The sequence below is a fragment of the Shewanella algicola genome (genome assembly GCF_014648035.1).
Classification (GTDB): Bacteria; Pseudomonadota; Gammaproteobacteria; order Enterobacterales; family Shewanellaceae; genus Shewanella; species Shewanella algicola.
Genome location: NZ_BMQI01000005.1, coordinates 97,592 through 112,929, shown reverse-complemented (window position 1 = coordinate 112,929; position 15,338 = coordinate 97,592). Strand labels below are relative to the sequence as shown.

The 15,338-nt window shown below is 41.2% G+C and carries 15 protein-coding genes; 11 read left to right on the top strand and 4 right to left on the bottom strand.

Annotated elements, in window-relative coordinates; translation table 11 throughout:
- Nucleotides 1–272: 272 nt before the first annotated feature.
- Genes IEY42_RS03790 through IEY42_RS03775 form a run of 4 tightly spaced genes read left to right on the top strand, consistent with a single transcriptional unit; the run spans nt 273 to nt 3,028 of the window.
- On the top strand, nt 273–914 hold the full coding sequence (locus IEY42_RS03790; RefSeq protein ID WP_188924009.1) for a peroxiredoxin: 642 nt from the start codon (nt 273–275) through the stop codon (nt 912–914).
- Nucleotides 915–972: 58 nt separating this feature from the next.
- A complete protein-coding gene (locus IEY42_RS03785; protein WP_188924008.1) occupies nt 973–1,842 on the top strand; it encodes an MBL fold metallo-hydrolase in 870 nt (289 codons plus the stop codon).
- Between the two features lie 16 nt (nt 1,843–1,858).
- The gene (locus tag IEY42_RS03780) at nt 1,859–2,608 is read left to right on the top strand and encodes a sulfite exporter TauE/SafE family protein (RefSeq protein WP_188924007.1); all 750 of its coding nucleotides are present in this window, start codon (nt 1,859–1,861) and stop codon (nt 2,606–2,608) included.
- Between the two features lie 15 nt (nt 2,609–2,623).
- Nucleotides 2,624–3,028, top strand: coding sequence for a rhodanese-like domain-containing protein (locus IEY42_RS03775; RefSeq protein ID WP_188924006.1), 405 nt, complete (start codon nt 2,624–2,626; stop codon nt 3,026–3,028).
- 40 nt (nt 3,029–3,068) lie between these two features.
- Here IEY42_RS03775 and IEY42_RS03770 read toward each other — a convergent pair whose 3' ends face one another.
- The 3 genes from IEY42_RS03770 to IEY42_RS03760 all read right to left on the bottom strand — a co-directional run bounded on the left by IEY42_RS03770 (nt 3,069) and on the right by IEY42_RS03760 (nt 6,073).
- Nucleotides 3,069–3,935 carry an MBL fold metallo-hydrolase gene (locus IEY42_RS03770; RefSeq protein WP_188924005.1) on the bottom strand — a complete coding sequence of 289 codons (867 nt, stop codon included), beginning with the start codon at nt 3,933–3,935 and terminating at the stop codon, nt 3,069–3,071.
- A 222-nt stretch (nt 3,936–4,157) separates the two neighbouring features.
- Nucleotides 4,158–4,790, bottom strand: a complete 633-nt coding sequence (locus tag IEY42_RS03765) for a Tll0287-like domain-containing protein (protein ID WP_188924004.1) — start codon at nt 4,788–4,790, stop codon at nt 4,158–4,160.
- A complete protein-coding gene (locus tag IEY42_RS03760; RefSeq protein WP_188924003.1) occupies nt 4,790–6,073 on the bottom strand; it encodes an NAD(P)/FAD-dependent oxidoreductase in 1,284 nt (427 codons plus the stop codon). Before IEY42_RS03760 ends, IEY42_RS03765 begins: the two co-directional genes overlap by 1 nt.
- Before the next feature lie 240 nt (nt 6,074–6,313).
- On the opposite strand from IEY42_RS03760, the gene IEY42_RS03755 reads away from it, so the two are divergent.
- Nucleotides 6,314–7,636 carry a sigma-54 interaction domain-containing protein gene (locus tag IEY42_RS03755; RefSeq protein WP_229779900.1) on the top strand — a complete coding sequence of 441 codons (1,323 nt, stop codon included), beginning with the start codon at nt 6,314–6,316 and terminating at the stop codon, nt 7,634–7,636.
- A gap of 6 nt (nt 7,637–7,642) precedes the next feature.
- Here IEY42_RS03755 and IEY42_RS03750 read toward each other — a convergent pair whose 3' ends face one another.
- Nucleotides 7,643–8,167, bottom strand: a complete 525-nt coding sequence (locus IEY42_RS03750) for a NifB/NifX family molybdenum-iron cluster-binding protein (protein WP_188924002.1) — start codon at nt 8,165–8,167, stop codon at nt 7,643–7,645.
- A gap of 539 nt (nt 8,168–8,706) precedes the next feature.
- On the opposite strand from IEY42_RS03750, the gene betI reads away from it, so the two are divergent.
- From betI to IEY42_RS03720, 6 genes are all read left to right on the top strand, one after another.
- Nucleotides 8,707–9,315: a transcriptional regulator BetI gene (gene betI / locus IEY42_RS03745; RefSeq protein WP_188924001.1), complete on the top strand. Its 609-nt coding sequence runs from the start codon at nt 8,707–8,709 to the stop codon at nt 9,313–9,315.
- Nucleotides 9,303–10,769 (top strand): betaine-aldehyde dehydrogenase, encoded by a 1,467-nt coding sequence (betB, locus tag IEY42_RS03740; protein ID WP_188924000.1) that lies wholly within the window; start codon nt 9,303–9,305, stop codon nt 10,767–10,769. Before betI ends, betB begins: the two co-directional genes overlap by 13 nt.
- Nucleotides 10,770–10,783: 14 nt before the next feature.
- Entirely contained in the window at nt 10,784–12,478 is a 1,695-nt protein-coding gene (gene betA / locus IEY42_RS03735; RefSeq protein WP_188923999.1) for a choline dehydrogenase, read from the top strand.
- A 212-nt stretch (nt 12,479–12,690) separates the two neighbouring features.
- On the top strand, nt 12,691–13,908 hold the full coding sequence (locus tag IEY42_RS03730) for a BCCT family transporter (RefSeq protein WP_188923998.1): 1,218 nt from the start codon (nt 12,691–12,693) through the stop codon (nt 13,906–13,908).
- A gap of 26 nt (nt 13,909–13,934) precedes the next feature.
- Nucleotides 13,935–14,642, top strand: a complete 708-nt coding sequence (locus IEY42_RS03725) for a TorF family putative porin (protein ID WP_188923997.1) — start codon at nt 13,935–13,937, stop codon at nt 14,640–14,642.
- Nucleotides 14,643–14,783: 141 nt separating this feature from the next.
- Nucleotides 14,784–15,266, top strand: coding sequence for a MarR family winged helix-turn-helix transcriptional regulator (locus IEY42_RS03720; protein WP_188923996.1), 483 nt, complete (start codon nt 14,784–14,786; stop codon nt 15,264–15,266).
- The last annotated feature ends 72 nt before the right edge of the window (nt 15,267–15,338 follow it).

Below are 15,338 nucleotides of genomic sequence, written 5' to 3'. Positions count from 1 at the left end.
AAAGCAATGACAAAAATGACAGTCCCTATTGTCTTTAGCGTCATAAGTGTCGTTAACCTTTAGTTTAGGATTTACAGATATAAGTAAAATAGCAAGTGTATGAAAATAAAATAAATTTAATTAAACCAATACAAACAATAGCTTATCATTTTCTTTCATTGTTTTTACGTATTAAACCCAAACTTGGCCCAGCCATTGCTATTACAAAGTATGTTTGTAATCTAGTTTTCAGATTTAAACATCCTTAATTTAAAACTATTTGGAGTAATAACATGACTGAATCAATCGTATCTTTTCCACAACTTAACCGCCCTGCACCAGCGTTCAATACTAAAACAACGCACGGTATGCGTTCATTGAATGATTATAAAGGTAAGTGGTTAGTATTATTTTCACACCCTGCTGACTTTACCCCAGTATGTACTACTGAGTTTATGGGGTTTGCACAACGAGCTGAAGAATTTGCGCAATTAAATACTGAACTACTAGGCCTATCAATCGACAGTATCCATTCTCACATTGCTTGGGTACGTAACATTGAAGAAAACTTTGGTGTTGAAATTACTTTCCCAATCATTTCTGACTTATCAATGGAAGTAGCCAAAGCATACGGCATGATCCAACCTGGTGCCAGCGACACTGCAGCAGTAAGAGCAACCTTTATTATCGACCCAGAAGGTGTACTACGTGCGATGGTGTACTACCCAATGAGTAACGGCCGTTCTGTTGATGAGTTTGTACGCCTAGTTAAAGCACTTCAAACAAGTGATGCCAACGCTGTCGCCACTCCAGAAAACTGGCAGCCAGGTGACGACGTGATTGTTCCGCCACCAGCAACGACTGCCGATGCTAAAGCACGTTTAGAGCAAGGTTTTGACTACGTTGATTGGTACTTCAGCAAGAAGGCTCTTTAATCCGTTATTGCACAGGGGAGTCCCCCGCCCCCTGTGCATCATTTATAGGAGGTTTGTAATGAACTCAACATTTAGCGTCCATGAATTTTTAGATGATGACAGCGAAACATTCACTTATGTGGTTGCAGATAATGCGACCCGTTTTGCTGTGATTATCGATCCGGTTTTAGACTTTGATTATAAGTCTGGCCGAACAGACACTCGCAGTGCACAACGAGTGATACATTGGGTTAAACGCCAAGAGTTAAGTGTGAAATGGATTCTTGAGACACATGCTCATGCCGATCACTTGTCTGCAGCCAGTTATATTCGCGAACAAATTGGTGGGCAAATTGGTATTGGAGAACATATCACTCAAGTACAACAAACTTTTCAAAAAGTCTTTAACTTAGAACGTGATTTTTTGCCCAATGGTAGTCAGTTTGACCGATTATTCAAACATAACGAATTATTGCAAATCGGCAATATGGCCATTCGCATTATGCATACCCCGGGCCACACGCCAGCCGATCTAGCTTATGTCATTAATGAGCAAGCTGCTTTTGTGGGTGACACTATATTTATGCCAGATGTCGGCACGGCACGATGTGACTTCCCTGGTGGTGACGCCAATACCTTATATGACTCGATTCAATCATTGTTTAGCTTACCTGAATCAACCGATATTTATGTTTGCCATGATTACCCTACAGAGGGACGTGAGCATCAATTTAAGACTCAAGTAGGCCAACAGAAGGCACACAACATTCATGTCAAAAATGGCATAAGTAAAGCTGATTTTGTCGAACTTCGCCAAACGCGCGATGCCACCTTACCCATGCCAAGACTGATATTGCCATCAATTCAAGTCAACATTCGTGCCGGTAATATGCCTGCACCAGAAGACAATGGCACAGTGTACTTAAAAGTGCCTATCAACTTACTTTAAAACTAAGGTTGTCAATATGATACAAGCCGTTTTAGGTGCGTTAGTGATTGGCTTAGTATTGAGCATGCTGGGTTCTGGTGGCTCAATACTCACGGTGCCAGTGTTGCTATACCTTGTGGGTATGCAGCCAGAGGTAGCTATTGCATCGTCACTTTGTATCGTTGCCGCCATCAGCTGTTTTAGTAGTATCAGTTTCATCAAACAAAAAATGGTTTCGTGGCCGCATGTGTTGATGTTTGGTCTTCCAGGAATGGCAGGAACATACCTCGGTGCTTGGATGAGTACTTTTGCAACAAGCCAAATTCAACTCAGTGTATTTGTTGGTTTAATGCTAATTGGCGCTGTAATGATGTGGCGTAAACAAAGTAACAGCCTTACTCAAGGGAAATTAGTTCTCATAAATGTATTACTGCAAGGCTTATTAGTGGGGGTAGTCACAGGCTTTGTTGGTGTTGGTGGTGGCTTTTTAATTATCCCAGCCTTGGTGTTATTAGGCGGTATTGAAATGACATTAGCAGTGGGCACCAGTTTATTAATTATCACCATGAACTCTTCTATCGGGTTTATTAAATATTACAGCTTATTTTCAGCCCAGGGCGTGCAATTTGATTGGCCGGTTATCGCCATCATGATTGGCGGTGGCTTTATTGGCAGCCTAGCGGGAGGAAAGATAACTCAATACCTCCCTAAAGCCATTTTACAAAAAGTATTCGCCGTATTTTTAGTGGTAATGGCGACGTTTATTACCACTCAATCCATTATTTAGTTTCACGAGGTACATATGAAAACTGCACAAGAATATATTAGTGAAGTAAAAAACAACATTATTGAAGTCTCGACTCAGCAATTACTCTCTGCAATGTTAAACCCAGAAGTGATTATTATTGATGTACGTGAGCATGAAGAGTTTTTAGCAGGTCATATTGAAGGCGCAGTCAATCTTCCTCGCGGCGTGTTAGAAATGAAAATTCATGAGCATCCATCCGTCAGTCATCACTGCGAATGGGAGTTCGCATTGAATGAGTTATCCGACAAAGATATTTACCTAATTTGCCGTACTGGTGGGCGCTCAGCTTTGGCAGCCGCCTCGCTACAAAACATGGGCTTTACCAAGCCTTTATCTGTTGCCGGTGGTATGGTGCAGTGGCAACAGGATGGTTTTCCAGTGATACCGTATAAAGCATAGAATTCAATTGATAAAAATGAGCCTTAATTGGCTCATTTTTTTACCATTGATTAACTGGAATTTTGAGAAAATAATTATCTTCGCCTTCAGGCGGCGGTAAATGACCCGCTCTAATATTGAGTTGTATCGCTGGCAAGAGTAATTGCGGCAGGCTGGCATTGTTATGTTGCTGTTGATGTAACTTAACAAACTCTTGTAAATCAACCTTACCGCCAACCACTTTATTGGTGCGTTTTTGAGCAATGATTGATGTTTCATACATCGGGTTCTGAGCATGATTTAAAGGCGGGTTATGACCCACAAATACACGAGTGCTATTGGGCAACGTCAATATTTTTTGAATCGATTGATATAAGGTTGTCACACTGCAATTGGGAAAATCTAGGTTAACGGTACCGACGTCAGGTGACGCTATCACGTCGCCGACAAATATGGCATCTTCAATTAAATAGCTCACACATGCTGGAGTATGTCCAGGAGTGTGCATCACTTGAATATCTAAATGACCGAGTTTAATCAGTTCTTCATCGGCAAATAAGTGATCAAACTGCTCACCATTACAATGAAAGTTGTCATCGAGGTTAAGAATACGTTTAAACATATGCTGAACTTTAACAATATGCTCACCGATCCCCGTATTTCCGCCTCGTAGTTGCTTAATATAACAAGCAGCTGAGATATGGTCGCAATGAGCATGTGTTTCTAAAATCCATTCAAGCTCATAACCATTTTTATCAAGATGCTCGATGATACTGTCGGCAAAGTCAGTGGTAATTTTACCTGAGGAAATATCAAAATCTAAAACAGGGTCAATAACCGCGCTTTGCCGTGACGCAAGATCGGTCACCACATAACTAATTGACTGGCTGTCTTGATGATAAAATGGATCAATACGGATTTTACTCATGGCTTAAACACTCGCAACAAAATACACAATGATTTTGCTAAATTAATCCTCATGTGGCCTATTTATTGGACCTATTGAGGTGATACTAACGTCAGTAAAATAATAAATGAAATTACATCAATAAACTGCGGCTAACCTCGCAACAAAGAGCCTGCATAACCGCAAAATATTGATAATTGCCTATGGTCCTAATACCAAACCAGAAATATATCGTAAACCTTGTTAAGGTTTTCCGTTTGTCGTGTGCAATTGACTACCTAAGACTTTTTGCAATGAAAATGCTCCGCGTATATCACCTAGTTCAAAGTTTATTGCTTTATCATCTGGATAGGCTTGTTTAATCAACGTACTTAACTCGGGAGTAATATTGCTACCATGGCAACCTAAGCACAGCTCTTGTGTTGGTATGGCTTTCATATACCTAAACGTTGTGGTGTCACCCTTAGCAACATATTCGCTAGTGACAATGGGTGTTTGCGGATCACTAGCAGCTTTTATTTGTTCAAAGTAATTTAATTGCGCTAACTCCCAAGCATCTGGGCTGTTATTGCTATTTCGAACTTTTAAACTCGTACGCTTTAACATCCAACCATCTGTCGAGTTTTGTGCAGCAATAGAGGGGGCTACAGATTGACAAACTGACACGCCAGCAGGGAGTCCACCTTGTTTTATTGCCGCTTGTAATTGCCCTTTTAACGCTTGGCTAAACTCTGAAATTTTTTGGTTAGCCTCTAGCTCAAGTTGTTGTTGCTCAGACAATGATTGAGCATTGGCGCTTAAGCTTGCCAATAATGTCATCGTGCCTATGGTGATTAACTTAACCCGTTGACGCTTAGCATTATGTGTATTTTTCATTACTCTTTATCCTCTTCTAGACGCGTTATTCCCATTAGTTTTAGGGCATATTTTTCATACAGCGGTTCGCTACTTCCGCTCTTCATTTTCAATAGAAAATATTTTTCAAAACCTATTTTGGCTAAGTGTGCCCATTTGCCTGTTGCAAACCAGGACACATTGCGAGGGGCAATTTGTGGCGTGGCAATAAACACTGCACCGGTGTCGCCCATGTCGGCGATACAAATGGCATTCCAGGTGCCTTTATGTGTAGGTTCAACGTTATTAACGATAATACTGTGTAAATTCTGTGCGACTGCGGTCATCATCGACTCAATCATATAGCCTGTTTTAGGCATGCCCGTAGGTACTGGTGTACTTTGAGCAGGAGGAATAGCAACACAAACGCCGCCCGCAAAAATGTTACTGTATTTTGTTGAGCGCTGATGCTCATCGGTAATCACAAACCCTTTTTTATTACACAGCCCTTCTACATTTGCCACAACATCAATACCCACAAACGGAGGGATAAACATTGAATGATTAAAAGGGAGTGAATAATTAAAATCGATATTTCCTTTACGATCTAACTCGTCAATATGCATGATGTCTTTTTCGATGTAATCAACGCTGGCGTTGCATATCCATTTGATGTCTCGTTGACGTAGTGCCGACTCCAACATCGATTTAGAGTCTCCTACACCATCAAGCCCCAAATGACCGATATAAGGCTCACTGGTAATAAATTGAATGGGTACGTGCTTGCGTATGCCGGCATCACGTAATACCTTATCGAGGATAAATACATATTCATATGCAGGGCCAAAACAGCTGGCACCTTGAAATGCCCCCACTAATACGGGCCCTGGATTGGCAATGAGTGCATCGACATTTTCTTTACAAGACAATGCATGTTCAAGAGAGCACACCGACTGAGTATAGTGCTCTGGCCCTGCCCCAGGAATTGCATCAAATGCCAATTTGGGACCAGAAGCAATCACCAAATAATCGTAATCAATAACGTCATGTTCAGCGGTGATCAATTGGTTGTTATCAGCATCAATTTTAGTGACAAAAGCGCAGATAAAATCAATGTGTTTTTTGGCTAAATGCTTGGCAATTGGAATGCTTATCGCATCAGGCTCACGCCAACCAACGGCCACCCAGGGGTTAGAAGGAATAAAGCGAAAATTTTCTCGTTCATTGACCATCAACACTTGATGCTCTTGACCCAGCAGGTGTTTAATTTCATAAGCAGCAGGCATTCCACCTGTACCAGCACCTAGCACTACAATTTTTGCCATTGCATTAAGCTCCATTAACCTTCTCTGTAAACGCGATTGTTTGCAGAGATATGTAAGCTATTGCTATACAAAGCTTGTGCCACGTCACAAAATAATATTAATACTAACATTTACAACAAGTTAAAAAGTGTTGCAAAAATTAATCTAAATCTGCTAGGGAAAACGATTGACAAAAATGACACTCGATGCCATTTTTGATGATAAATTTGTCACTCCTTATATGATAAAGACCCTATCCTTATGAAAAACACCACCGTAGTACAGTCGATGATCAATGCGATTGATAAGCCTGCCATATTTATCACGCCTGATTATGTTATACATGCGGTGAATCAAGCTTATGTAGAAACCTATGACACTAAAGTGACATTAGGACAAAGCCGTTGCCATCAAATATCACATCACAGTAATGAGCCTTGCGATAAACACGGAGAACAATGTCCGCTACAGCAATGCCAAAGCACAGCCCGAGCAGCCAATGCTGTACATATTCACAATACAACAGAGGGAAGATCGTATTGCGATATTTTGATGAAGCCGATTAAAGATGACAACGGTATCATAATGGGGTTTCTTGAAATTTTAGATGCCATTGACTATGCATCTACTGAATCAAAAAAAGACACAATGATTGGAGAATCTGCGCCTTTTAAACAAATGCTCAATAAGATTAATCGGGCATCTCAGTCTAATATTGCCGTGTTATTACAGGGTGAAACTGGAGCAGGTAAAGAACTTGTAGCAAAAGCGGTTCACGCCGCAAGCGATAGAAATGACAAACCTTTTGTGGTGATTGAATGTACCGGATTGAGCGAGAGTTTATTTGAAAGCGAGCTATTTGGTTATGAAAAAGGCGCCTTTACTGGGGCAACAACCACTAAAAAAGGCTTAATTGAAATCGCACATGGCGGCACAGTTTTCTTTGATGAAATTGGCGATATTCCAATGAATATGCAGGTTAAACTGCTCAGGTTATTAGAAACGCAATGTTATCGTGCAGTGGGTGGATTAAAGCAAAAACGCTCTGATTTTAGATTAGTCAGTGCCAGCCATAAAAACTTACTCGATTTAGTTGAAAAAGGTGAATTTCGCCGCGACCTTTATTATCGCATAGCCGGTTTTCCTATTTACCTGCCCTCACTGCGTGAACGCCAGGAAGATATTCCAGTCCTCGCCAATCATTTTGTCAAGTTGTCTGATTATAAACATAAGAAATTTTCGGCCAATGCATTAACGCTATTAAGCCAGTATCCGTTTCCAGGCAATATTCGTGAACTCAAAAATATCATTGAACAATCTGCATTAATCGCAAACGAAGATATTATCCACAGAAGCGATCTGCCCGAGAGCATTACTCATTCTAAAAACACAACGGTTAATCAGGCCCCGGCTGTCGACACTGCAGTGATCAGTTTAGATGATGTTGAAGCTGAATATTTATCCAAAGTATGCCAACAATATCAAGGTTCGCCTGCTGAATTAGCCATCATGCTTAATGTGAGCGTACGAACCTTATACCGAAAATTGCAACGTTATGGCTTAAAATTGCCTGTAGCAAATTAATAGTTGTTAGTTTTGACGTAATAGAGAATGTTTTTTCTGGCAACAACGTTTCATGTGCATGCCCTCTGGTAACTCAATATCACTTGCATCATGGTCATGGGAGTCGCAATGCCCGCCATGGCAACCACCTTCACCATGCTCATGATCACAACAGCCACCATTAGCTTGTTTAGCCAAATGCTTCATTGAAGGTCTACCTTGTGTCACTTCGCTAAATTGTTCACATTGTGGCAAATGGTCACTAGCTAACTCTTCAATGGCTGTACGACCATTTTTGACATGGAATACATTAAGTTGGTGATTAAGCATTTTAGACAGTAATTGTTGACCAATATTCCGCACAATAACCCGCTCTGCCCCATGGGCCACAATCAAATTCAATAATTGTTTTTTACCATCACAACCAGCAGCTAAAGCAGGATTAGCAAAACGCGCTATCACTTCCGCCTGCTCATTAATGATTATCATGCTATCTGCACGGCTAAAATGGCTGGCAATATGGTCATCTTTTATTGGTATGGCTGTAATCATTTTAATCTCTCTTGCAGGGCTTACCCTGCTTCATCGGGTTAATAAATCACCAAATTAGGTCTGTGATTAATCGGCAATGGATAGACTATTAATCATCACAAACCATTTAATGGCATATGCTATTTATACCCCTATTTATGGCATATGCCAATTATATTTTGACGTTTGTGATCTTTTTCTCATTTATTCAATGTCGACTTATGGGGAAAATATTCAGAAACTTGCTATGGGTAATCCCAATTTAATATTTTTTAACCACGTATTGCCGCCTTTCGTACTTGCTCACAACTAACAAAATAATCATTACAGCTAAAATATTTTTTAAAATAATTAATTTAGTTTTAGGTAAATTATTTATTTATAAATATAAACATTAACAATGATTTATGTTGACCGCTTTAGTTTTTAGATCATTTATTGAGCTAGCATTTTATGATCTAGATCAAATAAACACTTGATAGTTAGACCCCTAATCATTAGGATCGTTATTAATTGAACGTTCAATTAATAACGTTCAAGCGATAAAAAGGGAGTTATTTATGCCAAGACCTGCAATGAAAAACGTCAGACAACAACAGCTCATCAATGCCACGTTAATGTCTGTCGAACGTCATGGATTACAGCACACCACCATCAACACGATTAGTGGTTTAGCGGGGATGTCATCAGGGATAATCAGTCATTATTTTGGTGGTAAACAAGGGTTAATCGAAGCCACGCTAAAATTCTTATTAGAAGAATTAAAGCAAGCCTTACTGGCAAAAACGTCAGGCAAATCGTTAACCGCTCCTCAACGCTTGTCGATCATAGTCGAAGCCAACTTTACCGAGTTGCAACGCTCAAATGCGGCCACAAAAACATGGCTAAGCTTTTGGTCTCAAGCTATGCACGACCCAGGATTGGCAAGATTGCAAAACATTAATAGCCACCGCCTTTACAGCAACCTGCTGTACTCATTTAAACAATTATTGCCTAAGGCTGACGCGGTAAGTGCCGCCAAGCAAACTGCGGCAATCATTGACGGGTTTTGGTTACGAAGTGCGTTAAGCACCAACCCTTCTGAAGAATTTAAGCAAGCCCAGACGCTATCGAAAGCCTTTATAGAGTCTGTACTGGTGCAACACGGAGAAATTGAATGTCAGCGTTAGTCACTTATCAAAATTATGTGCATGGTCAATACATTTCAAATGGCAGCGGAGAAACCTTCGAAGTCATCAACCCTGCTACTGGCAGTGTGAGTTATTTAGTTGAAGTAGCAACCGATGCAGTCAAGCAAGCCGCCATCGACAGTGCAAAAGCAGGCTTTGCTGTGTGGTCAAAAATGACGCCTATGGAACGCAGCCGTATTTTATTAAAAGCCGTTGCTTTATTACGCGAGCACAATGATGAGCTTGCCGCAGGCGAAGTACTCGACACAGGTAAACCTTGGCAAGAAGCTTCAGTGGTCGACATTGTCACTGGCGCAGATTCAATTGAATTCTTTGCGGGCCTTGCACCAAGCATTGAAGGTAATCAGCAACCGGTAGGTGAAGACTTTTACTACACTCGTCGCGAACCATTAGGCATTTGCGCCGGTATTGGCGCCTGGAACTACCCATTACAAATTGCATGTTGGAAAGCGGCTCCGGCTTTGGCATGCGGTAATGTGATGATTTTTAAGCCTTCTGAAGAAACCCCACGCGGTGCAATGCGTTTAGCCGAAATATTCACCCAAGCTGGCGTACCTGATGGCGTATTTAATGTGGTTCAAGGCGACGGCCGTGTTGGCGCGTGGTTAACCACTAATGATGATATCGCTAAAGTGTCATTTACTGGTGAAGTTGGCACTGGCACAAAAGTGATGGCTGCCGCGTCTAGTACCTTAAAAGAAGTCACCATGGAACTTGGCGGCAAATCACCGTTAATCATCTTCAATGATGCCGATGTAGACAATGCGGTATCAGCAGCCATGTTGGCCAATTTTTATACTCAAGGTGAAGTGTGTACCAATGGCACACGCGTATTTGTGCAAAAAGACATGTACCCACAATTTATTGAGCGTTTAAAGCAACGTACTGAAAATAATATTGTGTGTGGCGATCCTATGGATGCTGAAACCAACTTTGGTGCGTTGATATCACGAAGTCATCAACAAAAAGTCCTTGAGTACATTGCGATAGGCCAAAAAGAAGGTGCGACTTTACTGACTGGCGGCACTGCGTTACAACCAGAAAACGCGCCCCATGGTTTTTTTGTTGCACCAACTATTTTCACCGATTGCACCGATGATATGACCATTGCTAAAGAAGAAATTTTTGGCCCTGTAATGTCAGTGTTTACCTTTGAAGATGAACAAGAAGTCATTCAACGTGCTAACAATACTCATTTAGGCCTTGCTGCTGGGGTTTTTACCCAAGACATTACTCGTGCTCACCGCGTAATACATCAATTAGAAGCAGGCATTTGCTGGATTAATGCTTATGGTGCATCGCCTGCAGAAATGCCAGTAGGTGGTTATAAAATGTCGGGCATCGGCCGCGAAAACGGCAACGAAACATTAAAGGCATACACTCAAATCAAAGCTGTTTATGTTGGCATGCAACCACTTGAAAGCCCATTTTAGGAGTGACCCAATTAATGTCTAAGTCAATATCTCATCAATATGATTACATTATTGTCGGTGCCGGTAGCGCAGGTTGTGTATTAGCCAACCGTTTAACTGAAAACCCAGACAATAAAGTGTTAATTTTAGAAACCGGTGGTAGCGATAAAAGTATTTTTATCCAAATGCCGACGGCACTGTCTATTCCGATGAACACTAAAAAGTATGCTTGGCAGTTTGAAACCCAAGCAGAGCCACATTTAGATAATCGCCGTATGCACTGCCCTCGCGGTAAAGTGTTGGGCGGTTCATCGTCAATTAACGGCATGGTATATGTGCGTGGTCATGCCCGTGATTTTGACGAATGGCAACAACATGGCGCTAAAGATTGGAACTACGCCCATTGTTTACCGTATTTCAAAAAAGCTGAAACATGGTCGTTTGGTGGCAACGTTTACCGTGGTGATAGCGGCCCGTTAGGGGTTAATAACGGTAACGAGATGAAAAACCCGTTGTATCAAGCCTTTATTGATGCCGGTGTTGATGCCGGGTATTTAGCAACTGCCGACTATAACGCATCACAGCAAGAAGGCTTTGGCCCAATGCACATGACCGTTAAAAACGGTGTGCGTTGGTCAACCGCAAATGCATATTTACGCCCAGCAATGAAGCGTGACAATTTAACTGTGGTGACTCATGCGCTGGTTCATAACGTCATTATGCTAGGCAAAACCGCTGTAGGTGTACGTTACGAGCGTAAAGGCCAAATGCAAGATGTCATGTGCAATAAAGAGGTTGTGTTGTCTGCAGGCTCTATTGGTTCACCGCATATTTTGCAATTGTCTGGTATTGGCAACAAACAAACCCTTGAAGATGCGGGTATTGAGCCTGTACATCATTTACCGGGCGTTGGGCAAAACCTACAAGATCACTTGGAATTTTATTTTCAATTTAAGTGCTTAAAGCCGATTTCTCTCAACGGTAAGTTAGATCCACTGAATAAATTATTCATTGGTACCCGTTGGATTTTAAATAAATCAGGATTAGGCGCGACAAATCACTTTGAATCTTGTGGCTTCATCCGCTCAAAACCTGGGCTTGAATGGCCCGATCTGCAATACCACTTTTTGCCTGCGGCAATGCGTTATGACGGTAAAGAAGCCTTTGCAGGCCATGGTTTCCAGGTTCACATTGGTCATAACAAGCCTAAAAGCCGTGGTGCAGTAACAGTGGTATCAAAAGATGCCAAGGTTGCACCACAAATTCAGTTTAATTATTTATCACATCAAGATGATATTGAAGGCTTTAGAGCTTGCGTACGCTTAACCCGTGAAATCATTAACCAACCGGCACTGGATGAATACCGTGGTGAAGAAATTCAGCCTGGTTTAGCCGTTCAAACCGATGAGCAAATCGATGCGTTTGTACGCAGTGCAGTTGAGAGTGCTTACCACCCTTCTTGTTCATGCAAAATGGGTGAAGACGATATGGCGGTAGTGGACTCTGAAACTAAAGTCCACGGCATTAAGGGATTACGCGTTGTTGACTCGTCAATATTCCCAACCATTCCTAACGGAAATTTAAACTCGCCAACCATTATGGTTGCTGAACGTGCCGCCGACATCATTTTGGGTAACAAGTTATTAGCACCAAGCTTGGCCAAAGTGACTGTCGCTAATGATTGGCAGCAACAACAACGCCAACAAGCACCGAAAAGATCGGTGAGTTAATTGATGTAATTCGTTTTAAGGGTTACTGGCCAACCTACAATTTTGTAAATGGCCAATTAAGCCAAGTTCAATCTATCAGGGTTTAACTATCGACAGCGATATTTAAGGCTTGAGGGCATGATTGTCTTTAAACATTGTTCTATGGCGAAATAAAACATAAAACAAGGAGCTAACACTATGTTTGCACACACAATAAAAGCAGGAGTTAAGTAATGACTACCTGGTTATCAATAGGCATTTTATTTACTTTTGCCGCCATCGCCTTTGTAATTTATCGTTGGGGTAACATGCAATGTATCGGGGTCACACCTGTACGTAAATTTACCTTTATCGCGATTTTATTTACCTCTGGATTAGATGTGGGACTGATTATGTTCCCGCTAACCGAATTTGCTGGGTATGCAGATTTAGCTGCCAGTCCTGAATACGGTTTTACTAATCCATTGGCCATTGAATTTGGCTTTTGGGCTTGTTTAATATGGGCTTTTTACTTTTTAACTTGTTTCTATTTTTGTGTAATAGAACCAAGAGTGAAGTTCTTTGAAATCCCATTAATTAAGTTTATCAACAACTTAGTTATTATAGGCACCTGTGCGTTTACCGCTTACTTATTACTGTCTAATTTACCTTGGTATTTACCTAACCTTGGCGACGGTGAAACCATTGTCAGCTCATTCTACTTAATTGTATTTATGGTGATTGCCGCTGCAGTTTATTCAAGCACCAGCATTAAATATGTACGCTACTTAAGTTTAGGCAGTACTTGGTTATTCTTTGGCTTAATCGCCATTATGTGGTCTGGGGCATTTTTGTCTGAAGATTCAAGTGTCGGTGAGTTCTTTAGTACCTTTGCGCTAATTGGTGGCTATTTTTCAAATATGCATGAATTTGTATTACCGATGAATGATTACCATGAGTTTTACCTATTCTGGTGGTTTGCTTGGAGCATCATGATTGGTCAATTTACCTCACGTTTTGTGGGCGGCATGAAAACCTACCAAGTGTTATTAGCCATGATGATTTTCCCGTCTATCCCAATTGCGATTTGGTTTACTGTACTTTATTACTACAGCGCAAATGGCATTGATACCACAGGATTCTATAACCTTGCGATGGTAATTGTCGGCATCACCTTCGTGATTAACTCATTAGACTCACTGGTGCGCTTATACACAGACAACTTAAACATGACGGTAGATCGTTTAGGTAAAGTGCCTTACATCATTGGTAACATCGTAGTATTGAGCGGCCTAACCTTGTTATTTAAATTAGACTTCCTAGCCATTCAATGGGTTGGCGCATTAGCTATCACGCTCATTTTAGGATGTTTTGTTTATATTCTGAAAGGTCATCTATCGAAAGTGGCTGACATTGAACGTTCACCGAAAGCCAATAAAATTGATTTTACTAAAATTGAATTACTTGATTAATACAATAACCAAAACAGGGATTGAAAATGAACACTAAAATAAAAACACTTGCGCTATTAAGCTTATTCGCACTGCCAAATACACTAATGGCTGATGAATTAAGTACCACTATTAATGCAACGTCTGACTACACTTTTAACGGTGTGAGCCAAACTGACAACGACCCTGCATTACAAGCTAGCCTTGATTATGCATTAGACAGTGGTTGGTACATGGGCGCATGGGCGTCGAATGTTGATTTTGGTGACGGTGAAGATACCTGGCTTGAGCTCGATTTTTATGTGGGTAAGTACATGGAACTTACCGACCGAGTGTCACTCGATGCAGGTATCGCTTACTACACTTACCACGGTGATGACGCGTCTGATGAATATTACTATCCAGAAGTTTACAGTAAATTTGGCTATACCTCTTCGTTAGGCAAAAGTGAGTTAAACTTTTGGTATTCATGGGATTACTTTGGCCTAGATGCTGGCCATTACATTGCCATGGTAGCCCATACTTTTAGCGTTGCTGAAGGGCATGACATCCGCGTCAGTTTTGACCGTTCAACATCAAACGATAAAGACAAGTGGTCGTGGGATGGTGATAAGTCTTATAACCATTATCGTGCAGAGTATATGACAAGTTGGGAAGGCTTTGATTTTAACGTTGCCGTTGAAGACACTAGCATGGACACTGACTTAAGCGACACTCGTGCAGTGCTATCAGTATCACGCACATTCTCGCTGTAATTTGATCTAAACGTCAAAAGCAGAATAGCTGCATGCAGTTATTCTGCTTTTTTGATTTTGCGCATGAGTAATAGGCCGTTTTCTGTTAAGGTGCAGGCTTAATTATTCTCAGACTAACCAAGTGATTGGTAAGAGGACATGATGGAAAAGTACGAACAACTATTAATTTCATTGCGCAGAGTGATTAGAGCTATCGATATTCATTCTCGTCAATTGAACAAACTGTCTGGCCTCACGGGTCCTCAACTTATGGTGATGAAAAAAGTCAATGAATTGGATGCGCCTTTAGCTAAACAGATTGCTCAAGAAATTAATTTAAGCGCAGCCACTGTCACCACCATTATTGATCGCTTAGAAAGCCGTAATCTGGTGATCCGTACTCGCAGTGAAACCGACAAACGTAAGGTGCATTTGTCGTTAAGCGAAGCTGGTGAAGAGTTACTCAGTGGATCACCAAAACCACTTCAAGAGCATTTTATTAAGCATTATCAAAATCTTGAAGAGTGGGAGCAAAGCCAACTTTTATCGGCAGTTGAACGCATCGCCTCAATGATGGACGCAGATGAAATAGACGCAGCACCAGTACTGTTAGTTGGCCAAATTCAGCCAGAAGTACCGCAATAAACAGCCCTGTTTTATTGTTATGGATTCAACCAAATACACAAACGCGAGCATGAGCTCGCGTTTTTATATCTA

Coding starts and splice junctions, on each gene's coding strand:
- IEY42_RS03790 (WP_188924009.1), top strand. CDS start 273: ATGACTGAATCAATCGTATCTTTTCCACAACTTAACCGCCCTGCACCA.
- IEY42_RS03785 (WP_188924008.1), top strand. CDS start 973: ATGAACTCAACATTTAGCGTCCATGAATTTTTAGATGATGACAGCGAA.
- IEY42_RS03780 (WP_188924007.1), top strand. CDS start 1,859: ATGATACAAGCCGTTTTAGGTGCGTTAGTGATTGGCTTAGTATTGAGC.
- IEY42_RS03775 (WP_188924006.1), top strand. CDS start 2,624: ATGAAAACTGCACAAGAATATATTAGTGAAGTAAAAAACAACATTATT.
- IEY42_RS03770 (WP_188924005.1), bottom strand. CDS start 3,935: ATGAGTAAAATCCGTATTGATCCATTTTATCATCAAGACAGCCAGTCA.
- IEY42_RS03765 (WP_188924004.1), bottom strand. CDS start 4,790: ATGAAAAATACACATAATGCTAAGCGTCAACGGGTTAAGTTAATCACC.
- IEY42_RS03760 (WP_188924003.1), bottom strand. CDS start 6,073: ATGGCAAAAATTGTAGTGCTAGGTGCTGGTACAGGTGGAATGCCTGCT.
- IEY42_RS03755 (WP_229779900.1), top strand. CDS start 6,314: ATGAAAAACACCACCGTAGTACAGTCGATGATCAATGCGATTGATAAG.
- IEY42_RS03750 (WP_188924002.1), bottom strand. CDS start 8,167: ATGATTACAGCCATACCAATAAAAGATGACCATATTGCCAGCCATTTT.
- betI (WP_188924001.1), top strand. CDS start 8,707: ATGCCAAGACCTGCAATGAAAAACGTCAGACAACAACAGCTCATCAAT.
- betB (WP_188924000.1), top strand. CDS start 9,303: ATGTCAGCGTTAGTCACTTATCAAAATTATGTGCATGGTCAATACATT.
- betA (WP_188923999.1), top strand. CDS start 10,784: ATGTCTAAGTCAATATCTCATCAATATGATTACATTATTGTCGGTGCC.
- IEY42_RS03730 (WP_188923998.1), top strand. CDS start 12,691: ATGACTACCTGGTTATCAATAGGCATTTTATTTACTTTTGCCGCCATC.
- IEY42_RS03725 (WP_188923997.1), top strand. CDS start 13,935: ATGAACACTAAAATAAAAACACTTGCGCTATTAAGCTTATTCGCACTG.
- IEY42_RS03720 (WP_188923996.1), top strand. CDS start 14,784: ATGGAAAAGTACGAACAACTATTAATTTCATTGCGCAGAGTGATTAGA.